A 25156-nucleotide genomic window follows, 5' to 3' on the forward strand; every position below is an offset into this window, starting at 1 on the left:
CCTTACAGGACTGTCTTTGTTGGTTTTATCAAGACATCTGCGGGAATGCCGAACATACCGTGTAAGTTACGGATCATGGGTAATGTCAGGTTACGCTTACGGTTCAGAACTTCATAAACGCGGTTCGATTTGCCGATAGCTGGTTCCAAGTCTTTAACCGTCAGGCCGGATTGCTCCATTCTGAATTTGATAGCCTCAATAGGGTCTGGCGGGTCGATTGGATAATGTTCGGATTCGTAGGCTTCAATCAGCAGCACCATGACCTCCATAAAATCAAATTCAGGTGTGCCAATTTCTGGCTGATTATCAAACAGCGGAGCGATGGCTTTTAATGCTTCTTGATAGTCTTGTTCGGTTCTAATAGGTTTAATGTTCATGGTTTACTCCGGCTCTACAGTGTTGGCATCTACAGCATCATATTGTTTATGTGTGCCGATAAATTTAATGTACACCCAGCCTGCGGGATAAAAGATAGAAACTATCAGGCGGTAATCGTTTCCTTTAATGTTAAATACCACACGATTGTTTTTCAGTATGCTCGCATTACGATATTGAGCCTTAATATCGGCTGGTGTCTTCCATAAGGCTTTTTTGGCCTCGTCGAACCAAGCCCTTAGCGATTGTTCTGCGTCGGGATATTTTTCCCAAAACGCTTTCAGTGATGCAACGGATATTATTTTCATAAATCCAACAATAGTCCCATTTTGGGACTTTTGCAAGTGACAGTACGATTTTCGGGTCAGTTCATCACGGGTAATATCACTGTGCTGAAAAAGCACAAACTATCTCAGAATTAATGTATTCATTATATTTTTATGTATAAATTATAATTTGAATAAATAATTTTATGACTTAAGCGGATACGCTAATTTTTACTTATCCCAAAATCTAAAATTCCACAATTAACCTATGCAATTATTTTGCATCGGTCGTTTTTGCATGTTTTTTTTCACAATTAAACCAAATGAAAAAGCCAGTAGCGAAATACTGGCTTTTGGCGTCCTATTAAAAGGAGAGAACAAATATGTTGGATATGACTTTAGCAAACCAAACAGCCGTTGTCACGAACCAGAATAGCCATGTCCCTGTTATCGTTTATCGTGAGCAGAGAGTTATTACGACTGAGCAGCTAGCTGCGGGGTATGGTGCTACTGAAAAAATGATTACCAATAATTTCAATAGAAACAAAGAAAGGTTTGTTGATGGTAAACACTATTTTTGGGTTGAAGGTGATGAGTTACAGTCACTTAAGAACTGCCCCTCTTTAAGAGGTTCAGTTAACAAACATGCAAGAAACCTCATTCTCTGGACTGAACGCGGCGCTTCACGCCATGCCAAGATGCTTGAAACTGATCAAGCTTGGGATTACTACGAGTTACTGGAAGAAACTTATTTCCGTGTTCGTAGTGAAATGCCACAGGCAGTTTTACCCGGTAACTATATTGAAGCGCTGGAATCTCTTTTGAAATCCGAAAAAGAGAAAGCTGTAATCTCAGCGGAGCGAGATAAGGCCATCGAAACAAAAGCGTGGATTGGCAATAAACGAGAAGCAACAGCAATGGCTACCGCTTCGGCGGCAGTTCGTGAGCGGAATAAGTTAGCTGATCTGCTGGGACAAAGTAAGAATCAGGCGACTATTTTGACAGTTGAGAAAGCAACCAAAAAAGCGTTTAAGTGGCAACCACTTAAAAAGTGGTGCAAAGAGAATAACGTGAAACCTGACACAGCGCCGGATAAACGCTTTGGCACCGTATATTCATGGCCTGCCGCAGCTTGGTTAGCAGTGTATGGTATCGATTTATCTGAACTGCTTTAGCGACTGATACTAAGCCACGGATGGCTAAAAACTGAAATCCTCTGATTCTTTTTAATCTATTTTAGTGGTCAATCATACAAACTGAATACAGTTTAAACTGTTGAACCTTAGGTTCAAACAGACTAATATCACCTCAAGGAATATTTATTAATGAGCTAAATTTTAGCTATCCATTTTAGGTAACTGGGATTGAGGGGGATATATGCCACAAAGATTGGTACGTCCTGAAAAGATTAATGAAGTTTTCGCTCATTTGAACGAAAGCTCAGATAATCATACCCTCTACGCCTCTTTAATGGGTGGATCAGATATCACAGGACAAATAAAAGGATTATCCCTTTCTCCTGGCTATCGTATGGTTCGTATTGATAATCGATTGACTGATAAGATTAGTCAGTCTCATTTTGAATTAGCTCTGATAAACGATATATCAAAAGAGGTTGCTTATTATAACCGAGTGGTTATACAGCCTGACGTTGTGTTAAATTGCCGTCCTGTAACTCAAATTCTCGTTTGGCGTATTAGAACGCCTCAGCATCGGGCGGCTCTACGTGATTTAGCTGGTAAGGTATTCTTTGATTATCTGCTGGAGCGCTATAACGTAATAGTATCTGACATGAATCAGACTAATGATGGCATGGCTTTTTGGCAGGATCGCATGTATGACGCTCTGATGTATAATCTGTATGTTTATGCCTATGACATGATAACCTGCGAATTACGCAAGATTCTGACTCAAGATGACGTTAGCCGACAAGAGATGTGGCTATGGGGAGATCCCGAGCATCATCAAAACAGACTGGCTATCATTTCTAAAAGCGAATTACCAATGCCAAAAGAATAACTAACTAACCCGCTTCGGCGGGTTTTTCGGCTTTAATCAAATAACCATCACATAAATGCCACTTAAATTGTGGCATTTTGCGTTATTTTGCATTAATTGGTTGGTATTATGAGCAAAATTTAACGATGAGGGATTGTGATGAGGAAATTATTAATAGCCGGAGTTTCTTTTTCAGCATTGATACTATCTGGTTGTATGGCTACACCTAATGAAGCTCGAATCAAAAAACCAAATTTTGAAGGAAGCAGTAATAAGACGGCAAAAGAACTTGCTGAGTGTATATATAACGGATGGACTAATACGAGAGTTTTGTTAGAAAGGGATCATACCGTTCATTCAGAATCATTTGGTGATGTAATCACTATATTTACTTGGAATAGCTCCATGTTTGCAGATGTAACAAGCTCGTCTAACGGGTCAATTGTGAAATTCTACAAAACGATACTTGGTGCTGTTCCTGTCGAATGGAATAGAAAAGAGGTTGTAGAAAAATGCTTGTAATGATTTTAGAATGAGCAAAACTTAATGCTGGAGATGATTATGTCAGAAGTATTAATACCGGGTGAACCAAGAGATTACTACAAAACTTTCGTAAAGAATGATGGTAGCGAATGTTATCAGGCCAACAGGCGTGCAATAAGAGAACTAATGACGGCTATAAATAAGGCTACTGGTCCATATCAATATAATGGTAATCTTCATTCGGTAATACTAACTCATCAAGATTATTACGATGCTTTTGATGTTTTTATTATCAATGAGCCTGACGATGCAAAGATAGTTATGCGTAGTGTGTTGGCAGAAGAAATGAAAGCCAAAGAACGCGAACTTAATGTTGGTAATGGTTCCACAACAAAAATGACAGGTATTGTATTAGCGCTTATTGGCATTTGTATTTGTTTTTATGCTCTCACCATGAATGTTGCAGTTGGATATTATGATAAGGTTATTAATGCTGGATTAGTTGCAGATAGGCAACTCTATATGACGGCTGGAGTAGCAATAACAATCATTGGCTCATTGGCAATTCTATTTTCCTTGCTTTTGGATAAAACGGGAAACCGTTCATAGTAAGACAATAAAATCATCAAACTGCCACATTTTGAAAATATATTTCCTTATATAATACCCCAATAACCCTGCCACTTGGCGGGGTTTTCTTTTTTTCAGGAGCTAGAAAATGGCAGAGCATCAAGTGGGTAACATCGTTTATCAAGTTTCTATGGATGTAGCGCAATTGTTGACGGCGCAACGGCAATTAGATTCGCGCTTGGGGCAGGTAGAGCAGCGCTTTAATCAAACGGGACGCTCAGTGCAAGGAGCAGAGAAAGCATTACTAAGCCTATCAAAGGCTGCTACTGCGGTAACAGCAGCATTATCTATCGAGAAAATAGCCAGTTATGCTGACGCATGGGTTGTGGTGAATAACAAGCTGGTTAATGCCGTCAAAACAAATGAAACGCTGGCGGAAGTGACTGAACGTGTATTCAATATCGCCCAGAATTCCCGTGCGAGTTTGGATTCTACGGCTGCATTGTATGGTCGTCTTGAAAGAGCTACTCGTAGTTATGGTATGTCGGCTGACGACGTGGCGAAATTAACTGAAACTGTTGCAAAAGGTCTGGTGGTTTCAGGTGCAACCGCTGCGGAATCATCAAGCGTCATGATTCAGTTCTCACAGGCTATGGCGTCAGGCGTCCTGCGTGGTGAAGAATTTAACTCCATGTCTGAGAACGGGAGCCGTCTAATTGCAGCATTGAGCGATCACCTTGGCGTTAACATTGGTCAGCTAAGGAAGATGGCGGCGGAGGGGAAATTAACGTCTACAGTCGTCGCTCAGGCTTTTCTAGCTCAGGCAGGAACTATTGCTAAAGAATTTGATAAAACCTCAGCGACCATGAGCCAGTCAATGGAGATGGCGGCTAATAATATGACTCGATTCTTTGGTCAATCAACCACGGTTCAGACGGCGCTTAAAGCGTTTAATAGCACTCTGGTTACAGTCAGTGAAAATATGGATCTTGTTGCGGGTGCTGCAACTGCCTTAGCCGCTGTGATGGGTTCAAGGATGGTGAGTGCGATGACACTAGCAGCAAGCCAAAAGATAACAAACGTTAGGTCTGCTATAGCGTTAGCACAAGCGAATAAAGCAGAAGCGCAAAGTACACTCTATGCCGCCGAAATGACACTGAGAAAAGCAGCGCTGGATAAGGAAGCTGCATTATCTGCCCTACGTGTCGCTGAGGCTGAATATGCAGCAGCGAAGGGAACTGATGCAGCCACAGCAGCACTTGCCAGGCTAACCGCTGCTCGTGCCACAGCAACGACAGCAACAGCCACATACGGAGCCGCACAAAATGCAGTTACTGCCGCTCAAGCGGGGTTCGCAGCAGCCGCAAGAGCCGCGACTATTGCAGTGAATGGACTCAAAGCTGCTATGTCATTTTTAGGCGGGCCACTTGGTGTGGTTATGCTGGCAGCAGCAGCGCTTTATTATTTTCATCAGCGAGCAGAAGAAGCTAAGAACGAGGCTAAAGATTTATCTAATACGGTTGAAAGTTTGACTGGCAATCTAAAGGAACTGAGTAAAGTTAAACTTGAAGAAAATAAAGTCAAATTAGAAAGGAAGCTGGCTGAGCAGGACGAGCAGATAAAAAAACAAAAAATAAAGGTAAGCGGTCTTCAATATGATGTTGATCACGGTGGTGGCTTTTATTTTAAAAAATCCGAGGAGGAGATGAAGAAGCTCAGAGATGATTTAGCCCTAGAAAAGGGTGCGCTTGAGGATATGCAAGTAGTCAGAAGTAATTACGAAAAAGCCATTGATCTGACCAGCAAAGCTCTTGCTGAAAACACCAAACTGACCAATGAGAACACCGATGCCAACAAGAACAGGAATGGAGAGGTTGATCAGGCATCTGACAAAGCGGCGGATTTTATCACCAAGCTTAAGAATGAAAATGAATTACTTAAGACTCAAAAGGGATTAAAGCGAGACTTAAAAGCCGCAGAGTTCAAAGCTGACGAGCTGGGGGCAAGCCCTAAGCAAAAATCAATGATAGCGGAGACAACCAAGGAAAACATAAAACTCAAGGAAGCTGAAAAGGAAAGAGAAGATGCCGCCAGAGAAGCGGAAAATGCAGCTAAAAGGGCTGCTGATGAAGCCAAGCGGCGATCAGATGATATCACAGCAGCACTCAAACGCCAGCGTGACGAAATAGACCGCCTCAAAACAGGCTACGAAGAAGCTAGCCTTGAAATGGTAATGTATGATGCCGCTAAAGCCATGCCGGAGGGTTCTAGCGAGGAACAGATTGAAAAAGCTAGAAGAAATGCCGCAGAAAGATACGATATTGAAAAGGATGAAGAAGCTCGGAAATGGGCGCTTGAACAAGACTCTTTAGCGAAATCCAAGAAGGCAATGGATGAAGAACTTGAGCATTTGAGGCGTATCAAAAAGCAGGGTTTGATTGAAATAGAAGAGTTCAATAAAAGCGAGCAAGAGATAAGAGAACGTTATAAGAATAAAGCCGAAGAAGAAGAGCGACAACGCAAAGTCAATGAAGCCGTATCGCCTGCCATGAAAACCCTTGGGGAATTCGACCCAGTACAAAACCTCATTAATGAGCATAAAAGAAAAATAGCAGCTATTACCCATTTCGAGCAAGAACACACTGAACTTAAGGAACAAGCTGAGGCAGCCAGAGCCGCTATAGAAAAGAAATACCAAGAAGACCTGAACAATGCCCGATGGGAACAATGGAAAGGCCAGAATGAGATGTATCAATTTCTGGGTGATGCCGTTGAAGCATTGGGGCAGCGCTCAGCCAACTCCATAACAGGACTGTTAACCGGAACACAGTCCGCCAATGAAGCCATGCGAAATCTTGCCCTAACTATCACAAATGAGGCGGTGTCTGCGTTGGTTCAGATGGGTATCCAGCAAGTCAAGAACATGATTATGGGCAAGGCTGCTAATACTGCGGCTGCTGCATCGGCAGTTGCTACGGGTGCGACGATTACTACGGCAATGGCTCCTGCTGCTGCGGCTACCAGTGTAGCAACAATGGGATCCGCTGCTACAGTCGGCATGATGGCTATGGCAACTGCTGTACCTGCGATGATTGCATTATTGGGTGCTCGTAAAAACGGCGGACCAGTCAGCCCGAATGGGGCTTACCGTATTGGTGAGAATAACAGGCCTGAGATATTCAAGGCGAATAATGGTCATCAATACATGATACCGGGTGATAGGGGTAAGGTGATTAGCAATCGGGATATGGGGAAAGGGGGTAATGGTGGGGTGATTATTAATCAAACATTTACCTACAATGTGAGCAGTAGCGGTCAATTTACACCAGAAGATGCTAAGATGTTGTCTGGCTTTGTTAGACGGGAAGTTTATGATGTCATCATAAATGAAGTTTCTCGTGAAGAAGGCTTGCTTAATTAAGTAGGGCAGTAAAGTAAATTTCGATTACGAGAGTATATATAATGGAAGAAAAAAATAATAACCATCAGGAATTAAAGAACATCGACAAAGCTTTCACTCATGACTTTAAACCCAAAGATATATATCTTACAACCGCTGCTTATATTGCGGAAAACGGGTTTGAGGTTAATGTTACTTTGTTTTTGAATGGAATCATTGTCTCAGGAGTTCTTATTAGCAATAAACGCTATTCATCATTACTTGCTGGAAAGATTTATAAGGCATCGAATCAAGAGGCAGGGCAGGCATTTTTAGATGTTATGCTGGATATTAGAGATTGTATTAATGAAAGGGATAAAGAAATCAATGAAATAGAGTATTTATATTTATCCGATGTTGAAATAACAAACTCAAATGGTAATAAATTAAAAACTGATTCGGAAATGAGAATTAAGCTAGGAGAAGTTAACGGTTTTATATTTGGTAAACTAGTTGATTGCTAATTTCAAATGAACCATTAGTAACCCGCTTCGGCGGGTTTTTTATTAGGTGAAATATGACAAAACCAGAATTTAAATGGCGGCCACAGGATAACCATGAAGTGACTCATGAGCCGCGAGTAAAGGTTATCCGGTTTGGTGACGGCTATGAGCAGCGTATCAAAGACGGCATCAATAACCAGTTAAAACGCTACCAGCTTAGCTTTACAGGGAGCGTGGAAACCGGACGTGCTATTGATGAGTTTCTACGGGCACGAGGTGCGGTAGAGTCATTCACATGGCGAACCAGTGATGACAACCAATTGCGTACCTTCGTTTGCCGTTCGTGGACGGTCAACCGTCATCGGATGCGCTGGTCTATTAGCTGCATCTTTGAGGAGGTGGTGGCATGAGAGACATTCCAAAAGAAATGCGGATTGAGGTTACCGAACTGGCTCAGAACGCCATTCTCAATCTGTATGAAATAGATTTAACGGCCTTTGGTGGCGATATCTACCGCTTCCATGATGGTATGAACAGAAAGTTACAGCCGATCATCTGGCAAGGCGTGCGATATGAACCTTATCCGGTAGAAGTGACAGGGTTTGAGATGAGCGGGAAAGGACCCAGCTCCAGACCGAAAATGGTCTTTGCCAACATTAACGGATTCCTTACGGCAATAAATCAGGATTTCAATGATGCGTTAGGGGCTGTGGTGACACGCCATCAAGTGCCTGAGATTTATCTGGATGCAGTGAATTTTCCCAACGGCAACCCACAGGCAGACTCAACACGAGAAGCAGTAAGTAAGTACCTGATAGAACAAAAACAAGATTCAAATTCTGACTTTGTAACCTATGTGCTCGCATTACCCAGTGAAACTGATGGTGCGTTAATTCCTGCGCGAGTGATTCAGGCGGATATTTGTAGCTGGCAATATCGTTCTGTTGACTGTGGCTATGATGGACCACCTGTGGCAGATGAAAAAGACCAGCCAACTACAAATCCACTCAAAGATCGATGTTCTAAGAAATTCAGCGGTTGCATTAAGAGATATCCACGCCCTCAACCTATGCCCTTTGGCGGCTTTTTAGGTGCTAACAAATTAGGTTAACCCATGATTGAAAAAGACATTATCGCCCACGCTAAAGCGGAAGGGGCGAGGGAATCGTGCGGCCTGATTTCAGGTGGTCGCTATTTCCCGTGCCGCAATATTTCGCCAGATCCTGAGAACTATTTCGAAATTAACCCCGATGACTGGATAACCGCAGAATGCTTTGCCGACATTGAGGCGATTGTTCACAGTCACCCAAACGGAAAGCCTCGCCTGAGTACCGGAGACAGGGAGCAGCAAATAAAAACGGGCTTGCCGTGGTGGCTGGCTTGTGGTGTTCGTATTCATAAATTCCGCCCCGTTCCCCGATTATTAGGTCGAGAATTCATACATGGTACACAAGATTGCTATTCCCTCATTAGGGACGCTTATCATCTCGCGGGTATCGAATTAATAGATGCCGAGCGTGAAGATGAGTGGTGGAACAAAGGGCAAAATCTTTACCTTGATAACAGCCTCAGTCAGGGATTTGAGCAGGTTGATGAGATTCAGCCCGGCGACATTATTCTCATTTGTTTAGGTAGTCAAACACCCTGTCACGGGGCGATTTATATCGGCAATCAGCAAATCCTACACCATCGACCAGACCGCATCAGTAAACGCGATGTCTATGACGGTTACTGGCTTAGATACACCCACTCAGTATGGAGACATAAACAATGGTCAAGTTACAGCTTGGAGGCCATCTTAGAAGATTTGGTCGTCGCTACGAATTAGAAGTGCGTGACGCAGCAGAAGCGGTCAGGTGCCTGTGTTATCAGTTAAAAGGATTCCAGCAGGCACTTTCTGACGGGCATATTCGTGTACGCATTGCAGGGCAGGATATGACAGAAAATAGCATTCCTGTTGGCATGAACCATCCTCTTAATGATGGTGACACCGTGACTATCGTTCCGGTGGTTGGGGGCGCTGGTGGTAATGGGGTCGGCATGGCTATCTTGGGTGTTGTTGCTGTTGTGGCGGCATTTTGGACGGGCGGCGCTTCGATTGCAGCATGGGCTGGCATGTCTGGGGCTGTGGCGACAGGATTAGCTATAGCAGGTGTTGCATTAATCAGTGCAGGGTTGGCATCCATGTTAACCAAAATGCCTAAAGGCCCTGAAATGGGTTCAAGCAAGACAGATGGAAACCAGTATTTCAATTCACTGGAAAATCGCATCGGACAAGGGTATCCCGTTCCGATTGCATACGGTGAGATGGTTGTAGGCTCAAATGTGATTTCTCAAGGCTTGGAGACGGAATAATGGGAAAAGGCGGAGGTGGTGGCAGTACACCAACATTACTAGATGACAATCTAAAAAACAAACAGTTCTTGAGAATTGTTGATCTGGTCAGTGAAGGGCAAATAGAAGGGCCTGTGGGTGGGCTGCACGGGTTCAGAATTAACGGAACTCCTATTGTTGATAGAAATGGCAATCCTAATATAAATGGCGTTACTGTACAGTGGCGTGCTGGCACTCAATCCCAAGAACCACTCAGTGATTATCCATTCGTTGAAAGTGAAATTCCTGTCAGCGTTGAAGTGAAAAAAGACACACCCATTCTCAGATCTGTGTCCAACCGTGATGTGGATAGAATCAGGTTCACGTTGGGAGTTAGTCAGCTCGTTAAGACAGATAGCAAGGGCAATCAGAGCAATAGCTCGGTGCAACTGTCTATTGATGTGAATGATGGTTCTGGCTGGTATAACGCAAAGGTTGTCCAGATAGGCCCAGCTAAAATTAGTGGACAATATTTAGAATCTCATACTATTGATGCACCGAAGAAAAAACCGTTTCAGATCCGTGTATCACGCTTAACAGATGACAGTAAAAGCGATCAGCTCCGCAACGGTACGGTATGGACCAGTTATACCGAAATTACCGATACCTTGATGAGCTATCCCAATAGCGCCGTGGTCGGTATGCGTATTGATCGGTCATTATTCGCTGACACACCAAAACGCACTTATCACATTAAAGGGATGGTTGTTCAGGTTCCTGATAACTATAACCCAGAAACCCGTGAATATAAGGGGGTATGGACAGGACGCTTTAAGCCTGCATACACCAATAACCCTGCATGGATTTTTTACGATCTAGTAACCAATACACGCTATGGTATCGGTAAATTGATGGGGTCATTTGGTTGTGACAAATTCGCGCTCTATACCATCGCGCAATACTGCGATCAGTCTGTCCCTGATGGATTTGGTGGGACTGAACCCCGTTTCACCTGTAATGCATACATAACCACCCAACGCAAGGCGCGGGATGTTCTGGATGATTTGGCGAGTGTCTTTCGTGGTATGCAGGTATGGAATGGATTGCAACTTACCACTTTTCAGGATAGGCCGTCCGATCCGGTCTGGGCATTCACCAACGCTAACGTGGTTGAGGGAAAGTTTAACTACAGCTCGGCTGCAAAAAAGGCGCGACATACTGCGATTGAGGTTACGTGGACTAACCCAGATAACGGCTGGAAAGATGAGCGTGAGCTTGTTCAGGATGATGAGTTGGCTGCTCGTCTGGGAATCAACATTAAAAAAGTGGCGGCATTTGGCTGTACCAGTCGTGGACAGGCTCATCGTGTTGGTAAATGGATTATCGAAACTGAGAAACTCGAAACCGAATCAGTCACATTCAGTACAGGACGGGAGGGAATTAACTGTATTCCGGGTGATATAGTTGAGATTGCAGACAATACATTTGCTGCTGCGCGTGTTGGCGGTCGCGTTCTTTCATTTTCAGGTAAAACCGTTCGCATTGATGCTCCCGTCGAATTCGCAAAAGGTGAGTCAGGTTATTTTTCCTATATGGGCAGTGATGGCAAGTTCATTCGGGTTGATATCGAATCCGTAAATGGAGATGTTGTCACCCTGAAAGATGCGGCTATGGGATTACGACAATGGGGCGTGTTCTCAATTTCTAAAAAATCATTGGTCACTCGTCTGTTCAGAGTTATGAGTATTGCCGAGGACAATAAAACGGGTAATTACAATTTTACCTGCATTCAACATGAGCCCCAAAAAGAGGCTATTGTCGATAATGGAGCTGATTTTAAGGGTAATCCAGTTACACAGAACATTATTCGTATTCCTAGTATTGAGCGTTTGAGTATTGCATATATTCTCGATAGCTCTCAGGTTCAGGCTCGCGCAATGTGGGCGACAACAACCATTAACCGCAGTATCTCTTTTGATGTGACGGTGTATCGTGACAATAAAGTGGTGTCGCGCGGGAATACCAAGGAACTTGAATATTACTTCAATGGATTGGGTGCTGGTATTTATATGGTTGGGGTCCGCGCTCGTGATGATAACGGAATGTTAGGAGATGAATCCAAGGTTCAGATGGTAATTGGCGCTCCTGCCGCACCTTCTGTAGTTAACATTGAGCCGGGATTTTTTGAGTTAAAAGCGATTCCGCACATTAGCGCCCCAAAGACACTGGATACTCAGTTTGAATTCTGGTTTTCAGAAAAACAGATCATCAACATTAACGAGATTGAAGCAAAGGCTGATTTTCTGGGTATTGCTAAATTCTGGATAAAAGGTCAGCTAAAAGCCGGGGTGCTATATTGGTTCTATGTTCGCAGTGTCAATGAGTTCGGTAAATCTCATTTCGTTGAAGCGGTCGGCGAACCCAATGACAACGCCAAGGAAATTCTGGATGAATTAAGCAACCAGTTCCTTTCTGCCGAAGCGGGCAAACGCCTGCAATCCGACATGAACTGGAACGCGGAAACCGCCCTTGAACTCACCAATGCGCAACAGCAATTATCCCGTGAACTGATGGTGCGTGACGGGGAGAGTAAGGCGCAGATTAGCGAACTCTGGCAGGTACGGGCAACGGATAATGAGGCGTGGGCGCAGAGAATAACGGAAGTTAATTCGTCGGTTGGGGCTAACGCATCCCGTATCAAAACGGTTGAGACCACGATAGCTGAGCGGGATAAATCGTTTGGCCAGCAATTTACCGAAATCCGTACCAGCATCGGGAACACTAACGATAGCGTGGGTAAAATTGCGGCGGATGTGGTGACTAACAAACAGGCCATATCCAGTACACAGAAAGCGGTGGCTGAATCAAAACAGCAGGTTCAGGCGCAATTTGGCGAACAACAGGCCATCATCAACAGCAAAATGCAGGCGGAATTTAACCAGAATGCCGGCTATGCCATCCACAGCGTGAATATCACCATTAACCGCAATGGGACAAAATATAACGCGGGTGGCATGGTGATTAGCGGTGAATTTAAGAACGGCAATCTGGAGTCGTATATTGGATTTTCTGCGAATAATTTTGCGTTCTATAACCCGACCAACGGCAAATTGGAGCCGTTTATGGCGGTCAAAAACGGTCAGGTGTTTATCAGGGACGGGTTTATTGATAAAGGCTATATCAGGGAAATTATCTTATCTGATGCCATCAGGTCAAAGAACTACGTACAGTACAGGGCAGGCTTTTTGATTAATGCGGCCACCGGTGCTTTTGAATTTAATGACATGCGTTCTCAGGCAGGGTTGCGCTGGGCGAATGGGGCAATTGCGTGTTATGACCAAAACGGACGGGTCAGGGCGGCAATGGGATATATAGGGCAATTTCGATGAGTGACTATGGTTTTGGTGTGTGGGACGAGCAGGGGCGGCAGCGTAATACAGGCATCCGCCCTTTTCTTTATGCGGGATTTATGAAGCTGAACAGCGGCCAGACGACAGGCGAACTCACTATCCCCCGTGAGCCGATGAGTCAGGGGCTGCGGCTGTCGTATGTGTTTATGTGCACACAAACGGGGGAATGGCCGAATGCCAAACGCCAGTTTTTGGTGAGAGACAACCAAATCATTATTTCAACAGGGCGCAGTGTGGCTGCTGAGGGCTGGCTGATTGCGTATTATACAGCGTGAGGATATATGGACTGGGGCGCATTTTTAACAACGAATGAAGGCATCCCGTGGTGGACACCCAAAACGACACCACTTTCTTTTGTTAGGAAAATATCGGTTACCATTGGCAGATGGTATGAAGGCATAGATACGCACATTAGCACAACGCAGCCGTGCATGGCATTTATGTGCGCCCATACAGACAGTGTAGAGAATGCACCTTATGGTGAACTCAGTAGTGGAAAAAGCCGCTGGCATATTGAGTTGTCAGCGCCAGATTCCCGTACCCCAACGGTGTGTGAGATTTACCTTTTTACCCTGGTTTATCCGCAGCCTGTCCCTGATTGGGGGATTGCTGTCTGGGATGAGAACGGGAAATGTGTGATGACCAGTGATACAAACCCGCTGGCGATTGAGGGGGAATATAACACCAACCAGCAAATGACATTGCGGGGAAAGAAAGCCTTGTTAATGCAAACGACAGGCTTGATTAGCTCGTCAATCGAACCACCCGGAGAATTACCCATACTGCAATACAGGGACACCTCTTTTTCTGCCTTCTTCAACGGTCATTCCACACAATTTGTTCCGGCAGCCGTATCAGGTCCCCTCTCTTGGATTGTTGAGTTCAGTATAGAAGATCTCACCAGCCCGTATATTGACTGCGCTCTTTACGACGTCTAACAGGAACCCCACCATGTTCTATTCACAAGGCACAATCAGCACCGTGTCCGGCTCGGCTATTGTCCGCGGCACGGGCACACGATTTAAATCGAATATCAACGGCGTTGCCCCCGGTCAGGTTATATTAATCCGGTCAGGCAACAACAACTTATTGCACATGATTCAGGCGGTGAACTCCGATACCGAACTGGTACTGGCGGATAGCGCTTTCCTTACCCTAAATTACGCAAAATACCAGATTCAGACCACCGTTCCTGATTCCATCTCAGATGGCGTCCGGCACTTGGTGGCTAACAACAGTTATATCACGCAGTTCCTCCAGAACATGGATAAATGGATGACACAGAATGGGACGGTCAGCGTGACATTGCCGAATGGTCAGACGGTGTCATTGCAGTCGATTAAGGCACTGTATGCGGCGATGTTAGACAAGAACAAGAACGGCGCCGATATTTATGATAAACAGGCGTTTGTGAAAAACCTCGGTTTGGCGGGAACCGTAGATCTCGCAAAAAATGCCGTACCGAATTCACGGAAGGTTAATGGCAAGGCATTGACGGGAGATGTCACCCTAAGTGCAGAAGATGTTCAGGGGGAACCTCGTTTTAACACGACGATAGACCTGACCGGATTGAGCAGTGACCGCTATTATCCTGTATGGTGGCGTTTTCCATCCAATGGCATTGGAGCTAATCCATGGTTAGCCATACATCGTAATTATGCTGAAGACCGAGGAGATAAAAATCCGTTTGGGCTAGGGAAAGACGAGGCCCACCTAGCAGGTTTGTTATTACAAATAGAAGGTGGAGATAACCCATGGGGTGGTGATGCTCAGTATCTGAATATAAAGAGAATTAGTCAAACTTATCGTAAAACGGTTAAAAACATTCGTTATAAAATGATGAGTATTGCAAGACCTCACGATGGTAAATTTTCTCTCTTACATAATCTGAAATCTGGTGATATCACTTATTGTGAAGTATTTAGCGGTTGTTATTTACGTGGCGGTTTAACCTATCATGTGACAAGTAATTTTTCCGGTATCTATTCTTCCAATAAAGAAGGAGAAGTAGAAATAAGTAGTTGGTCAAATGATCAGGATAAGGAAATCAAATGGATGGTAAAATCCTATGCTATTGATGATCCTCTATTAGGAAAAGAGTACGACGATACGGTTCTTCCTTATGCTCATGATTATGCTGAAACTATCAATTTGGCGAAAAATGCTTATCCTAAGACGGGAGGGAAAATCGAAGGGAAAGTGGATGTTTCCAGTGATATCGAAGCAACTGGCTGGATTGGCGGAAAAGAGTTATGGGAACGTAAGTCCGACGGTGGCTGGGTGCGAGCATATAGCCCTCAGAATAAACCGACTGCGGAAGAAATTAAGGTTGAGCCGCGTTTTAACACAACGATAGACCTGACCGGATTGAGCAGTAACCGCTATTACCCCGTATGGTGGCGTTTCCCATCTAATGACATTGGGGCTAATCCATGGTTGACCATACATCGTAATTATGCTGAAGATTGGGGAGATAAAAATCCATTTGGACTTGGAAAGGATGAGACCCATCTTGCTGGGCTGTTATTACAAATAGAAGGGGGAGATAATCCATGGGGTGGTGATGCTCAATATCTGAATATAAAAAGAATTAATCAAACTTATCGTAAAACGGTCAAAAATATTCGTTATAAAATGATGAGTATTGCAAGACCTCTCAATGGTAAATTTCCTCTTTTACATAATCTGCAATCTGGTGGTATTACTTATTGTGAAGTACTGAGTGGTTGCTATTTACGTGGCGGCTTAACCTACCATGTGACAAGTAATTTTTCCGGTATTCATTACTCCCATGAAGAAGGGGAGATTGAAATAAGTAGGTGGTCAGATGGTCATGAACATAAGCAGGAAATTAAATGGACGGTGAAGTCTTATGCCATTGATGATCCTCTGTTAGGAGCTGAGTATGATGATACGATATTTCCTTACTCACATGATATTATAGAATTCATTAAAAAATACCGCTAAAAAAGATCCTAAAAATTAGTAAAAATGTGGAGATATAGACTCAATGATACAATGAAGGCAGAACAAACAATGAGATAATTTATCTTGTTAATTTAATAGAATGATATCATATTCATGACTAAAAAAAACAAATGCAGTTTTGTCAATATCTACAATAAACTGCTTTAAATAGTAGTGTGATGTACATAGAGCCTGTACGTAGATTTGTGTAAATGCAATACAGGCCCCTACTTATTTTTATGTATTTTAATTATTAAAAACAATCAGGGGCATATGCCCCTGTAACTATTTTACTCTGGCAGTTTCGGCCATTCAATATCTGGAGAAACAGAAAAATCAACTCTATTTAATAACACTAAATATTTTTTCCATTTAATTAGAGAAAACCTTTCCTTATCTGTTGCCAATTCAGTATCAATTGCATATTGTAATGGCAAAATGGCATCATTCGCTTTTTTACGTAAAATTATTTGTTGTTTTTTCGATTCAGAAATTTGATTTTCTTTTAAAGTAATCTTATCTGTAACCCATTTAGTGCCATCCCAATTGTCAAATTCAGTATTAGGTTTCTCAAATGTTAAAATATCAGGTAATTCTCCTATTTCAGTAATGTTAAATTCTTGTCGAGTTTTAATATGGTAAGCAGTTTTTCCTCTATAATCTGATAAATATTCCCAGCCTGTTAGTTTTTTGTTACGACAAACTACGAAACCAGGTTTATTTTTCAGTGGGTTATCAACACAAGAATGGGCTGGAATACCTACCCCAACAGCTAGGAATTCAATATTACTATTTAAATATTCTCTAGTTATAGCATTGTAATTAAATATAGTTACTTCTCCAGAAGTGGTTGCTATATTATTTTCATCTAAACCAGCTTTAAAAATTATCATTATTTAGCCCTTAAAATATAATTAAACGCTATGTTTCTTGGTCTCGTTTTGAAATTAGCCAATGAAACTGCGCCAGTAGGGATTAATTGATTGGCTGTGGAAAAATATTGACCACTACCATATGTAGGAGATTCAAAATTCTTGGCTGTATTATCTGTTGGATAACTGTTAGAATAACTATTAATGGGTGGTGTTACTAAACTTCCCTGAGTAGATGAACGAGCATAAATATAGATATTAGGTAATTGTGTCGCATCTTGCCATGACAACAAATTACGAGATATATCAATGCCTCTACTATCATCCCAACCACGAATAAATTCACCTCGTAAATCCGGCAACACTCCAGATGGATATATCTCCGCTAATTTAGGATACTCTGACTTAGTAAATTTTGCACCATTGCATTTTAGCCAACCCACAGGAGGAATTTCAGTTGGCCATGGCATTGGTATGCCAACAATATCATTCGTATAAATACATTCACCACCTGATTTTCCACCATCAGTATTAGAAAATTGAGCAAATAGTCTCCCTATTGAATTAACCCAAATTTGACCATAATCGGTATCTCCAATACTAACGCCTCGGGCATAATGTATTTGTTCTGAACCTCTAAATGGGCCGTTGTAGCCTAACGATGGAATTTCATCAACAGATCTCAACGCAGGATACGCTCCAATATCATTCACCCCTAAATTGATATCTGTGCTTAGAGGTTTTCCATTAATTTTCCGGCTATTCGGCACCGCCTGCTTGGCTTGCTCCACGGTTCCCGCCAAACCGACGTTAAAAGATACTTCCTAAGCATCAAATTTCAAGTAGAAACTTTAAAAGGTTCTCAAATAGAGAAAATAACAAATAAACTTTATGATTTATTGGTTTTTAGAAGGGGATTCGTCGGCTGTGTTATTCAACCATGAATGCTGGTTGAGACTAAACGTCGGTTTGGCGGGAACCGTTAATCTGGCTGCTGGGGCATGGTCTAAATCTATCGTCAGAGAATTGGGGAATGGTGGAACATTTGTAAGTTGTAATACACCAGGAATATATAATATTGCTATTGATAAACCTGAGACAGTATCAGATTTCCCCAAAGTAAATGGAAGTCCAATTTACGGTTATGGCATGATGATTGTGACTGTAAGTCATTCGTGTACTTCACAAGTATATATGTCTCATCGTGGACACATTGCTGTTCGTCAGTCATGGTATCCGAGTAAAGAATATGAAGAGTGGTTTGTTCAATATAGTCCTGAAAATAAACCATCCGCTAGTGATATCGGAGCGGCATCAATTAATGATGTAATGCGCATCACATATCTGGATGGATGGAACAATATTTACAATGGTTATTCTGGGTTTGGGCCTGAAGCTTCATTTCACAAAAAATATAACATACCAAAAGATTTCGGTGTTCAGCTAAGATTTAGCAATGTAAGTGGAGCCTCAAGTGAGGGGGAAGATCAGATATGGAGTCATAGATTGATTTTCATGCATAGAGGAAATACATATCGTACAGATCATATCAATAAAGATGAAATAGTTACTCGTAAATTTTGGGATGATAATAATGCCAAACCAGATAATAATGGTTTTCTCAAGACATATTCTCCAATAATAGAAATTTACCCTGATGGTACATATATAACTAATAATGAATCAGAAGGAGCAACTGTTACTAGGATTAATATCGGTTATTATAAAGTTTCAGGGATATTAGGTTATAACTCTGATAAGGCATGGGGGGTATATGGAGGTATTTCATCACCAAAAGATAATAATGGATTAGAGTTAATTTACATTTCTGACAAAGTGCAAAAAGATGGTAGTATTATCATTGAAACTTTCCATAGGCAACATTCACATCTACCTGAAAAATTTCAAAATAAGCGTATAAAAACCATGCTGGAAGGTAAGTTGATTTACTATGCAGAGGGTGAGCCTTGCGATATTCCTGACGGTTGTCGCTTGGACGTTCGTGTCCACATGCCAGAAGGTTCTATTTGGAATTTAAATCAAAATAAATTGCATAAAGAAATAGAAAACCCTGAGTAATAATAATCCATGAACTGAAAAAAATAGATTAATATTTGTGTTAGGAATACTGTGAAATCTAAATAATAATCAGGGGCATAATGCCCCTGATTATTATTCTGGTTTTTTAGGCCAATCAGTTTTTTTGATATCTGAAATATCAAGTTCAACTAACTTAACACTATAGACTTCCCATTCACGTAATAGTGAAACTTCCTCTTTTGAAGCCATATTAATCCGAATTTTACGCTCTAATTGAATAATTTTTCGTTCAGCTTCATGTAACAGAGATTGTTTTTGGCTTTCTACTTGTTGTAAATCATATTTTTTTTGTTCATCAAAATCTGTTACCCATTGTTTTCCATCCCATTTATCAAATGAAGTCTTAGGTTCTAATAAAGTCAATTCAGAAGGTAATTCACCAATTGATTGTATTTTTCGAGATTCTCGATTTTTAATATGATAAGCAATTCTTCCACGATAATCTGGTACATGAACCCATGACTTTTCATCTTCACTGCGACAAATAGCAATATCTGTTGAATCAGGCAATTTAGGTGCATCTAAATAAGCCCCAGCAGACAGACTAACACCAATAACAGTGCGTTCCATATCTGCACAAATATATTCTCTTGTCTCGGTATTAGCCCGATAAACCATAACCCAACCATTAGAAGTTGCAAAGCCATTTTCATTAAATTTTGGTGTTTTAATATCTGTTGTATATTTCATTATGCCGCTCTCACTATATATAAAAATGCGATATTACGAGGACGGGCTGAAACATAAGCCCACCAGTCATAACGTTTTGCCATATCCTTACTATTCCAATATATCCATCTCTTACCTTTAGTATTCTCCCATTGCGTAGCTGTCATAGGATCACCAAAAGCATATTGGGGTTCACCAATGAAACTTATATCCCCTGTATCGTTATCATCAAAACCTGAAATGATAGTTCCCTCTTGGTGTGTTAGTATTCCTCTATTCGGGTCTGCACCACGCCCATTATCTAATCCACGAACAAACTCACCACGTAAGTCTGGTACAGTACCGGAAGGATATGCCGTTGCTAATTTGGGGTATAGGGATTTATCAAACTGCTGACCATTACATTCAAAATAACCTTCAGGTGGATTAGCATGAGGCCAAGGTAAAGGTACTCCTACTGGAATATGTTGTTGATGGTGCTGTAGGTAACGGCTATCGAAGTTACCATAATCGTTAGGTAACATTTTTCCATTAACTGCAAACTGCACACTACCATTATCTATCCTCTGGCTAAACCAAAACCACCCTTGATTGTCGCTAGCTTCTAATACAGTGTATCTCCCTCCTCCCTGTACAGCGTTTCCCCATAAATTGATGTGGACAGGTGATACTGCTGATCCACTAGAACTCAATCTCACGACTGAATTATCGTTATTACCTACAATCACATTTTTGTCAAAACGCACATGATCACGAAACGTTCCTCCATGTAATGAAGAAACAGCATCAACATCATTCGCAGTCGGTTTATTTTTGGTGGTATAGAATTCTGTCCAAGCCTCTTCAAATCCATATCTATCTCTAGCTGAACGATAAGCAATGCCATTGTTCCGATACATAGTCTTTAATTGTAAAGCTGGGGTACTACCAACATCCACATTAAAATGTATGACAAGCTGGGTGTCTCCATTTCTTTGGGCAATATAAGAACCGGATGCTGCATCCCACGGCACGCCATTTTCTCCTTGAACAGATGTGGTAGCTCCTCTGGAAAATGCGCCAACATCCTCTGAATTTATAACCACATCCCCCGATAGTGGTTTCCCATTAACCTTCCGTGAATTCGGTACTGCACTTTTAGCCAGATCTACCATTCCCACCAAACCGAGGTTTTTCACAAACTCATCTTTGTTTGGAATATCCGCTCCGTTCTTATTTTTCTCCAAACGTGTGTTGGCATTATTATTTGCATTAGCCGCATTTTGGTTTGCAGTGTTAGCTAAGGATCTAACCTCACTCACTTTAGCGTCAGTTTGGGCTGTGTTATACGCACCAACATCTGCGGCGTTCAGAGCAATATCCGCCGACAGCGCCTTACCATTCACCTTACGCCCTGCCGGAACTCGGCCATTGGCATTATTATCCGCCGCTTTAGCCAAATCATATGCTGCCTTCACCGCTTTCGGTGTTGCCGCATGAGTTTCGCTATTGCTGTCCACCGCGCTGCTCAGGATCACAAATCCCTTCTCTTTTAGCGTCGCGTCAGGATGGTTACGGCTATTGGCATGTTTCTTAATGGAATCATCCACATACTCACGCGTAGCCAAAATCACAGACGGATCAACTTTCAATGTCACTGCGTTAGCACTGCTGACAATCAGGATCATGCGGATTGTCTGGGTACGGCCGGAACCTTCCTGCAATTGGGGTTTGTAGGTTTCTGCGCAGTTACCCACTGCGATCAAAACACCGTCTTTGTCATATAGGCCGATTTCACGGATCCACCAGCCACCTTCGTTTTCAGGAATAACCTGTTCCGCAATGATTTGGTTGGTGTTTTTCGGATCAATGCTCAGCGTGTTAATCGCTGCACGACGCTTTTCATTAATCAATTTGGTTTGTTTGGTGTCCGGTGTCGGCAACTTGCCACCACCATCACCAACGGCCATATGGGTAATTTCAATTTTAGTACCCAATGCCGCAGCATTTGCTAACTTATCTGCGCCTAACTGCGTCAGTAGCGCAAAATATTTGGTACTCATGATCTAATCCTCATGTCATCAATAATATGTACGCCCGCGCCCACAACTTCTGAGCCGGAGATTGTTATTTGTTCCGGGAAATAAGGGTAAACCGTCAGTTCGTCACCACTATAAGTCGCCGCTGAGTAGTGATATTCGCCACGTGTATCCAGATTGATGTCCAACCCAATCAAATGTCGGCTTACTGGCTTGGCATCAAAAATCAGGTTTTCCAGCTCCTCGAACATTTCATGGGTGATGCCGTTTTCCAGTACACCGATATCCAGCCGGAAGGTGCCTGGGGTATCGTTGGTCTGCCACCACTCTTTTACACGGATGAGATAACCCAATGGTTCGACAACTCGCCGAATCGCACCAATCGTCCCTTTATGTTTATGCAAAAATAGCGAGCTTTTGATCACTTCCCTTTTGGTGCTCTCAGACCAACGTTCGTCCCAGCGATCGACTGACCACGCCCAAGCCAAATAAGGCAGTAGTGATGTCGGGCAAGTGTCTGGGTTCCACAGCTCACGTAACGGAACTTTGACCTTCTGCAATTCTGCGCAGGCTTTGGCTGCTGCAAGTTCTAGCTGAGTCGAACCCATCGGCAGAAGGCGATCACTCATCCGAACCTCCCATCGTCAGGGTAGTTTTAGTGCAGTAAGATGCCTGAGTTTTATCCAAAACAACGTCTTTCAACGGCGCTTTCAATTCCACGCGCTGGATACCTTCCACATGCAATGCGGCATAAATTGCTGACAAACGAATGTCACGCCCCAAGCGGTGCTGTGCTTCAACATAGTGTTTCAGTCGCTGTTCTGCCGCCTTGCGGATAGGTTCTGATTCTGGTGTCGGGAAGATGTACAGCACCGCATCAATTTCATATTCCACAATGTTCGCAGACTGGACTTTCAGACGATCCGCCACCGGACGCACGTTTTCATCGTTCAGCGCTTTTTCGACAATTTCCAGCAGCTCTTTGGAAGCAATTCCTTTGTCTTCCCGCGACATAATGGTTACGGTGACGTTAGCTGGCGACGGGCTGATTGCCGAAGCGTCAGCGACACGACCATCCGCACTGCGGGCATGGTATTCATACGCACCGACTGGGCCGGCAACGCTCAAACCTTCAAAAGCCTGTGGAATGCGCACGCGGTAGTCGTTGTCAGATTCCATCACCGCCGGTGTCGGTGGTACAGTAGAATTATCCGCAGGATGCAGAACCATACGGGATACGTTGTTGTTCGCCCCCAACTGATCCAAATCACCGCCTGTTGAATAGGCCACCATTACTGCCCGCGCAGCTTCGTTAACCCGTTGACGTAAGAGCAATTCGCGATAAACATTCTCTTCCAACAACTTGACCAAAGGTTCAGATTCCAGTTGCAAAGTACGTGCAATGGCTTCTTGCTGATCTTCTGGATAGAGCGAGATCAAGCCTTTTTTGCGCTCTTCCAGCAGTTGTTCGTAATCCAGTGGCTCAACCACATCCGGTGGTGGCAACTGACTTAAATCGATTGTTGGCATGACTTATTACCTCACCGGGAATGGCTCACCGGAATAGAAAGTGAAAATTCCTTGGCAGATTGATGATAAGTACCTGTAATATCCACCACCATTTTGCCGTCCTGTCGGGTTTCCATCGTGATAGAGGTCAGCATCACGCGTGGCTCCCAACGGCTGATTGCGGTATAACTGGCCGCCATAACCTGAAGCCGGAGCGCTGCGTTTTGTGGCCAGTCAATCAGTTCTGGCAGCAAAGAACCGTAGGTACGACGCGCAATACGGCTGCCCACAGGGGTTAATAAAATATCGCTGACGGATTGCCGGATATGCGCCAAATCTGTCAGTTCTCGGCCCGTCTGCCGATTCATTCCCAGATACATCATACGGGGCCTCCTGATGTGTCACCGCCTGACCTGATGCCGGTGTGTTTATGGGAATCCACGACCACGCCGTTGGAACTGAATGTGCCTCCGGTGTGTTCAATATTGCCCGTCATTTTGCCGCCGTTGCGCACAATCAAGTTGCCTGTGCTCATTAGCTGCGTACAGATGACCTCCGGTGTATCCAGCGTAATTCGGGTGCTGGCGACACAGGTGATTTCCGGCGCGGTAATATGGACGGAATCCGAAGCAGTCACTGTCGCGGTCTTGATGCCAGTCACAGTCAATGCGCCAGATTGCGGTTCATACTCCATCACGGCACCATCCGGAAACTTGATATGCGTCGCTTCAGGTGATGTTGATGGCGCCGGAAACTCATCTGAAAAAATCGCAGGCAATACAAAGGCGGTGGTCAGCTCTCCGCCGATGGACAGTAATAAAACCTGCTCACCGACACTGGGCGCCCACCATGTGCGGGAGTTTCCCGCTCTGGATGTCAACCAGTGCAGCCAGTTGGTTTCAAGATTGCCTGTCGCGACTCGGCACATTCCCTTTGTGGTATCCACTTGGGTAATGACGCCGGTTCGGATCAGGTTACGCAATAAGCGCATCAGTTCAGTGAGTTGTGTGTTCATGACGTAAGAATGCCACGAAACAGCAGGCGGGACATTAAACTGGGTTTGTAGGAAACAGCATACAAATCCAGAATAAAAATCCTTTTTAATCAAAGAAATAAAAAGGCCTTCTCAGGAATAAAAGAAGGCCTTTTATGGTTTTTCGTATCACTTAAACAGCATTGCAATAAGATGCGATCATTCTGATTTACACTGCTGAACAACATCCCGTATATATTGTTGTAAATAGTCTAATTTGGCTTGGTCTTTGATGATGCCGGTTCGGATATCGTAAATAGCGCGTCCAGCTTTTGCAGTGAGTTCGACTTGGGTTCCATCGCCCATGCGGCGGGGGCGGGTATCTCGGTTTTGGGTGAGCTGACAGGTAGCAAGGTTGGCGGCGGCAATTTGCACCCGCCGATGGCCAGCAATAATGTCAGTCCGCAAAACCGTATTTTCTTCGGTGACATGAGCTAATTTTCCTGCATAGTATTCATCCAATTGTGCAGCCCGATTTTGTGCATCTTTCATTTGCTGAATAGCTGCCAACGTTTCTGAATGGGCTTTTTGGTTGATGGTAGTAAGCTGTGCAGCATGTTGCTGTTTCAAACCCGCCACTTCGCTGAGAAACAGGGAGCGATGTCCCCACCAGCCAAGACTTCCACCAATGATCAAGCTCATAATTAAGGGCATCTTTTTTAGTGTATTAATTCCCAACAAACGAGTTCAG

The 25156-nt window shown here is 43.4% G+C and carries 26 protein-coding genes; 15 read left to right on the plus strand and 11 right to left on the minus strand.

All coding sequences use genetic code 11. The features are described 5' to 3' along the window. Window positions 1-2 precede the first annotated feature (2 nt). Together ACE1SE_RS14015 and ACE1SE_RS14020 are read right to left on the minus strand one after the other, a co-directional pair. Window positions 3-377: a helix-turn-helix domain-containing protein gene (locus ACE1SE_RS14015; protein ID WP_074021720.1), complete on the minus strand. Its 375-nt coding sequence runs from the start codon at window positions 375-377 to the stop codon at window positions 3-5. 3 nt (window positions 378-380) lie between these two features. Beyond that, the gene (locus tag ACE1SE_RS14020; protein ID WP_374053654.1) at window positions 381-683 is read right to left on the minus strand and encodes a type II toxin-antitoxin system HigB family toxin; all 303 of its coding nucleotides are present in this window, start codon (window positions 681-683) and stop codon (window positions 381-383) included. A gap of 341 nt (window positions 684-1024) precedes the next feature. Between ACE1SE_RS14020 and ACE1SE_RS14025 the strand changes: the two genes are divergently transcribed. From ACE1SE_RS14025 to ACE1SE_RS14090, 14 genes are all read left to right on the plus strand, one after another. Further along, window positions 1025-1816, plus strand: a complete 792-nt coding sequence (locus ACE1SE_RS14025; RefSeq protein WP_374050992.1) for an ORF6N domain-containing protein — start codon at window positions 1025-1027, stop codon at window positions 1814-1816. A 202-nt stretch (window positions 1817-2018) separates the two neighbouring features. Further along, entirely contained in the window at window positions 2019-2660 is a 642-nt protein-coding gene (locus tag ACE1SE_RS14030; RefSeq protein ID WP_374050991.1) for a hypothetical protein, read from the plus strand. 138 nt (window positions 2661-2798) lie between these two features. Further along, the gene (locus ACE1SE_RS14035) at window positions 2799-3161 is read left to right on the plus strand and encodes a hypothetical protein (RefSeq protein ID WP_374050990.1); all 363 of its coding nucleotides are present in this window, start codon (window positions 2799-2801) and stop codon (window positions 3159-3161) included. A gap of 39 nt (window positions 3162-3200) precedes the next feature. Further along, complete coding sequence (locus ACE1SE_RS14040) at window positions 3201-3731, plus strand: hypothetical protein (protein WP_374050989.1); 531 nt, start codon at window positions 3201-3203, stop codon at window positions 3729-3731. A gap of 109 nt (window positions 3732-3840) precedes the next feature. Next, entirely contained in the window at window positions 3841-7113 is a 3273-nt protein-coding gene (locus ACE1SE_RS14045) for a tape measure protein (RefSeq protein ID WP_374050988.1), read from the plus strand. 41 nt (window positions 7114-7154) lie between these two features. Next, window positions 7155-7595, plus strand: a complete 441-nt coding sequence (locus ACE1SE_RS14050; protein ID WP_374050987.1) for a GvpU-like protein — start codon at window positions 7155-7157, stop codon at window positions 7593-7595. Window positions 7596-7648: 53 nt separating this feature from the next. Then, the gene (locus ACE1SE_RS14055) at window positions 7649-7984 is read left to right on the plus strand and encodes a phage tail protein (RefSeq protein ID WP_374050986.1); all 336 of its coding nucleotides are present in this window, start codon (window positions 7649-7651) and stop codon (window positions 7982-7984) included. Then, window positions 7981-8685, plus strand: coding sequence for a phage minor tail protein L (locus ACE1SE_RS14060; protein WP_374050985.1), 705 nt, complete (start codon window positions 7981-7983; stop codon window positions 8683-8685). The genes ACE1SE_RS14055 and ACE1SE_RS14060 overlap by 4 nt, the downstream gene beginning before the upstream one ends. A gap of 3 nt (window positions 8686-8688) precedes the next feature. After that, the gene (locus tag ACE1SE_RS14065; protein ID WP_374050984.1) at window positions 8689-9402 is read left to right on the plus strand and encodes a C40 family peptidase; all 714 of its coding nucleotides are present in this window, start codon (window positions 8689-8691) and stop codon (window positions 9400-9402) included. After that, the gene (locus tag ACE1SE_RS14070; RefSeq protein ID WP_374050983.1) at window positions 9345-9929 is read left to right on the plus strand and encodes a tail assembly protein; all 585 of its coding nucleotides are present in this window, start codon (window positions 9345-9347) and stop codon (window positions 9927-9929) included. The genes ACE1SE_RS14065 and ACE1SE_RS14070 overlap by 58 nt, the downstream gene beginning before the upstream one ends. After that, window positions 9929-13276, plus strand: a complete 3348-nt coding sequence (locus tag ACE1SE_RS14075; protein WP_374050982.1) for a TipJ family phage tail tip protein — start codon at window positions 9929-9931, stop codon at window positions 13274-13276. The genes ACE1SE_RS14070 and ACE1SE_RS14075 overlap by 1 nt, the downstream gene beginning before the upstream one ends. Then, on the plus strand, window positions 13273-13572 hold the full coding sequence (locus tag ACE1SE_RS14080; RefSeq protein WP_374050981.1) for a hypothetical protein: 300 nt from the start codon (window positions 13273-13275) through the stop codon (window positions 13570-13572). The genes ACE1SE_RS14075 and ACE1SE_RS14080 overlap by 4 nt, the downstream gene beginning before the upstream one ends. A gap of 6 nt (window positions 13573-13578) precedes the next feature. Continuing rightward, window positions 13579-14235, plus strand: coding sequence for a hypothetical protein (locus ACE1SE_RS14085; RefSeq protein WP_374050980.1), 657 nt, complete (start codon window positions 13579-13581; stop codon window positions 14233-14235). A gap of 13 nt (window positions 14236-14248) precedes the next feature. Then, window positions 14249-16264 (plus strand): hypothetical protein, encoded by a 2016-nt coding sequence (locus ACE1SE_RS14090; protein ID WP_374051393.1) that lies wholly within the window; start codon window positions 14249-14251, stop codon window positions 16262-16264. A 290-nt stretch (window positions 16265-16554) separates the two neighbouring features. Here the strand turns inward: ACE1SE_RS14090 and ACE1SE_RS14095 are convergent, their stop codons facing one another. Both ACE1SE_RS14095 and ACE1SE_RS14100 read right to left on the minus strand, forming a co-directional pair. Further along, entirely contained in the window at window positions 16555-17157 is a 603-nt protein-coding gene (locus ACE1SE_RS14095; protein ID WP_374051394.1) for a tail fiber assembly protein, read from the minus strand. Then, on the minus strand, window positions 17157-17927 hold the full coding sequence (locus tag ACE1SE_RS14100; protein WP_374051395.1) for a phage tail protein: 771 nt from the start codon (window positions 17925-17927) through the stop codon (window positions 17157-17159). The genes ACE1SE_RS14095 and ACE1SE_RS14100 overlap by 1 nt, the downstream gene beginning before the upstream one ends. A gap of 136 nt (window positions 17928-18063) precedes the next feature. Between ACE1SE_RS14100 and ACE1SE_RS14105 the strand changes: the two genes are divergently transcribed. Continuing rightward, window positions 18064-19215: a phage tail fiber protein gene (locus ACE1SE_RS14105; protein WP_374051396.1), complete on the plus strand. Its 1152-nt coding sequence runs from the start codon at window positions 18064-18066 to the stop codon at window positions 19213-19215. 93 nt (window positions 19216-19308) lie between these two features. On the opposite strand, the gene ACE1SE_RS14110 is transcribed toward ACE1SE_RS14105, so the two are convergent. From ACE1SE_RS14110 to ACE1SE_RS14140, 7 genes are all read right to left on the minus strand, one after another. Then, the gene (locus tag ACE1SE_RS14110; RefSeq protein ID WP_374051397.1) at window positions 19309-19926 is read right to left on the minus strand and encodes a tail fiber assembly protein; all 618 of its coding nucleotides are present in this window, start codon (window positions 19924-19926) and stop codon (window positions 19309-19311) included. Continuing rightward, window positions 19926-21947, minus strand: coding sequence for a phage tail-collar fiber domain-containing protein (locus ACE1SE_RS14115; protein WP_374051398.1), 2022 nt, complete (start codon window positions 21945-21947; stop codon window positions 19926-19928). The genes ACE1SE_RS14110 and ACE1SE_RS14115 overlap by 1 nt, the downstream gene beginning before the upstream one ends. After that, window positions 21944-22552, minus strand: a complete 609-nt coding sequence (locus tag ACE1SE_RS14120) for a phage tail protein I (protein WP_374051399.1) — start codon at window positions 22550-22552, stop codon at window positions 21944-21946. The genes ACE1SE_RS14115 and ACE1SE_RS14120 overlap by 4 nt, the downstream gene beginning before the upstream one ends. Then, on the minus strand, window positions 22545-23453 hold the full coding sequence (locus tag ACE1SE_RS14125; protein WP_374051400.1) for a baseplate assembly protein: 909 nt from the start codon (window positions 23451-23453) through the stop codon (window positions 22545-22547). The genes ACE1SE_RS14120 and ACE1SE_RS14125 overlap by 8 nt, the downstream gene beginning before the upstream one ends. Window positions 23454-23464: 11 nt before the next feature. Beyond that, complete coding sequence (locus tag ACE1SE_RS14130) at window positions 23465-23815, minus strand: GPW/gp25 family protein (RefSeq protein ID WP_099131696.1); 351 nt, start codon at window positions 23813-23815, stop codon at window positions 23465-23467. Next, on the minus strand, window positions 23812-24447 hold the full coding sequence (locus ACE1SE_RS14135; RefSeq protein ID WP_099113846.1) for a phage baseplate assembly protein V: 636 nt from the start codon (window positions 24445-24447) through the stop codon (window positions 23812-23814). Before ACE1SE_RS14135 ends, ACE1SE_RS14130 begins: the two co-directional genes overlap by 4 nt. A gap of 177 nt (window positions 24448-24624) precedes the next feature. Next, window positions 24625-25107 (minus strand): lysis system i-spanin subunit Rz, encoded by a 483-nt coding sequence (locus ACE1SE_RS14140; protein WP_374051401.1) that lies wholly within the window; start codon window positions 25105-25107, stop codon window positions 24625-24627. Window positions 25108-25156 lie beyond the last annotated feature (49 nt).

This window comes from Xenorhabdus taiwanensis, assembly GCF_036512875.1.
Lineage (GTDB): Bacteria > Pseudomonadota > Gammaproteobacteria > Enterobacterales > Enterobacteriaceae > Xenorhabdus > Xenorhabdus taiwanensis.

Bases quoted from the DNA above. Each gene is read 5' to 3' on its own strand.
- ACE1SE_RS14015 (WP_074021720.1), bottom strand. From the start codon at position 377: ATGAACATTAAACCTATTAGAACCGAACAAGACTATCAAGAAGCATTA.
- ACE1SE_RS14020 (WP_374053654.1), bottom strand. From the start codon at position 683: ATGAAAATAATATCCGTTGCATCACTGAAAGCGTTTTGGGAAAAATAT.
- ACE1SE_RS14025 (WP_374050992.1), top strand. From the start codon at position 1,025: ATGTTGGATATGACTTTAGCAAACCAAACAGCCGTTGTCACGAACCAG.
- ACE1SE_RS14030 (WP_374050991.1), top strand. From the start codon at position 2,019: ATGCCACAAAGATTGGTACGTCCTGAAAAGATTAATGAAGTTTTCGCT.
- ACE1SE_RS14035 (WP_374050990.1), top strand. From the start codon at position 2,799: ATGAGGAAATTATTAATAGCCGGAGTTTCTTTTTCAGCATTGATACTA.
- ACE1SE_RS14040 (WP_374050989.1), top strand. From the start codon at position 3,201: ATGTCAGAAGTATTAATACCGGGTGAACCAAGAGATTACTACAAAACT.
- ACE1SE_RS14045 (WP_374050988.1), top strand. From the start codon at position 3,841: ATGGCAGAGCATCAAGTGGGTAACATCGTTTATCAAGTTTCTATGGAT.
- ACE1SE_RS14050 (WP_374050987.1), top strand. From the start codon at position 7,155: ATGGAAGAAAAAAATAATAACCATCAGGAATTAAAGAACATCGACAAA.
- ACE1SE_RS14055 (WP_374050986.1), top strand. From the start codon at position 7,649: ATGACAAAACCAGAATTTAAATGGCGGCCACAGGATAACCATGAAGTG.
- ACE1SE_RS14060 (WP_374050985.1), top strand. From the start codon at position 7,981: ATGAGAGACATTCCAAAAGAAATGCGGATTGAGGTTACCGAACTGGCT.
- ACE1SE_RS14065 (WP_374050984.1), top strand. From the start codon at position 8,689: ATGATTGAAAAAGACATTATCGCCCACGCTAAAGCGGAAGGGGCGAGG.
- ACE1SE_RS14070 (WP_374050983.1), top strand. From the start codon at position 9,345: ATGGTCAAGTTACAGCTTGGAGGCCATCTTAGAAGATTTGGTCGTCGC.
- ACE1SE_RS14075 (WP_374050982.1), top strand. From the start codon at position 9,929: ATGGGAAAAGGCGGAGGTGGTGGCAGTACACCAACATTACTAGATGAC.
- ACE1SE_RS14080 (WP_374050981.1), top strand. From the start codon at position 13,273: ATGAGTGACTATGGTTTTGGTGTGTGGGACGAGCAGGGGCGGCAGCGT.
- ACE1SE_RS14085 (WP_374050980.1), top strand. From the start codon at position 13,579: ATGGACTGGGGCGCATTTTTAACAACGAATGAAGGCATCCCGTGGTGG.
- ACE1SE_RS14090 (WP_374051393.1), top strand. From the start codon at position 14,249: ATGTTCTATTCACAAGGCACAATCAGCACCGTGTCCGGCTCGGCTATT.
- ACE1SE_RS14095 (WP_374051394.1), bottom strand. From the start codon at position 17,157: ATGATAATTTTTAAAGCTGGTTTAGATGAAAATAATATAGCAACCACT.
- ACE1SE_RS14110 (WP_374051397.1), bottom strand. From the start codon at position 19,926: ATGAAATATACAACAGATATTAAAACACCAAAATTTAATGAAAATGGC.
- ACE1SE_RS14115 (WP_374051398.1), bottom strand. From the start codon at position 21,947: ATGAGTACCAAATATTTTGCGCTACTGACGCAGTTAGGCGCAGATAAG.
- ACE1SE_RS14120 (WP_374051399.1), bottom strand. From the start codon at position 22,552: ATGAGTGATCGCCTTCTGCCGATGGGTTCGACTCAGCTAGAACTTGCA.
- ACE1SE_RS14125 (WP_374051400.1), bottom strand. From the start codon at position 23,453: ATGCCAACAATCGATTTAAGTCAGTTGCCACCACCGGATGTGGTTGAG.
- ACE1SE_RS14130 (WP_099131696.1), bottom strand. From the start codon at position 23,815: ATGATGTATCTGGGAATGAATCGGCAGACGGGCCGAGAACTGACAGAT.
- ACE1SE_RS14135 (WP_099113846.1), bottom strand. From the start codon at position 24,447: ATGAACACACAACTCACTGAACTGATGCGCTTATTGCGTAACCTGATC.
- ACE1SE_RS14140 (WP_374051401.1), bottom strand. From the start codon at position 25,107: ATGAGCTTGATCATTGGTGGAAGTCTTGGCTGGTGGGGACATCGCTCC.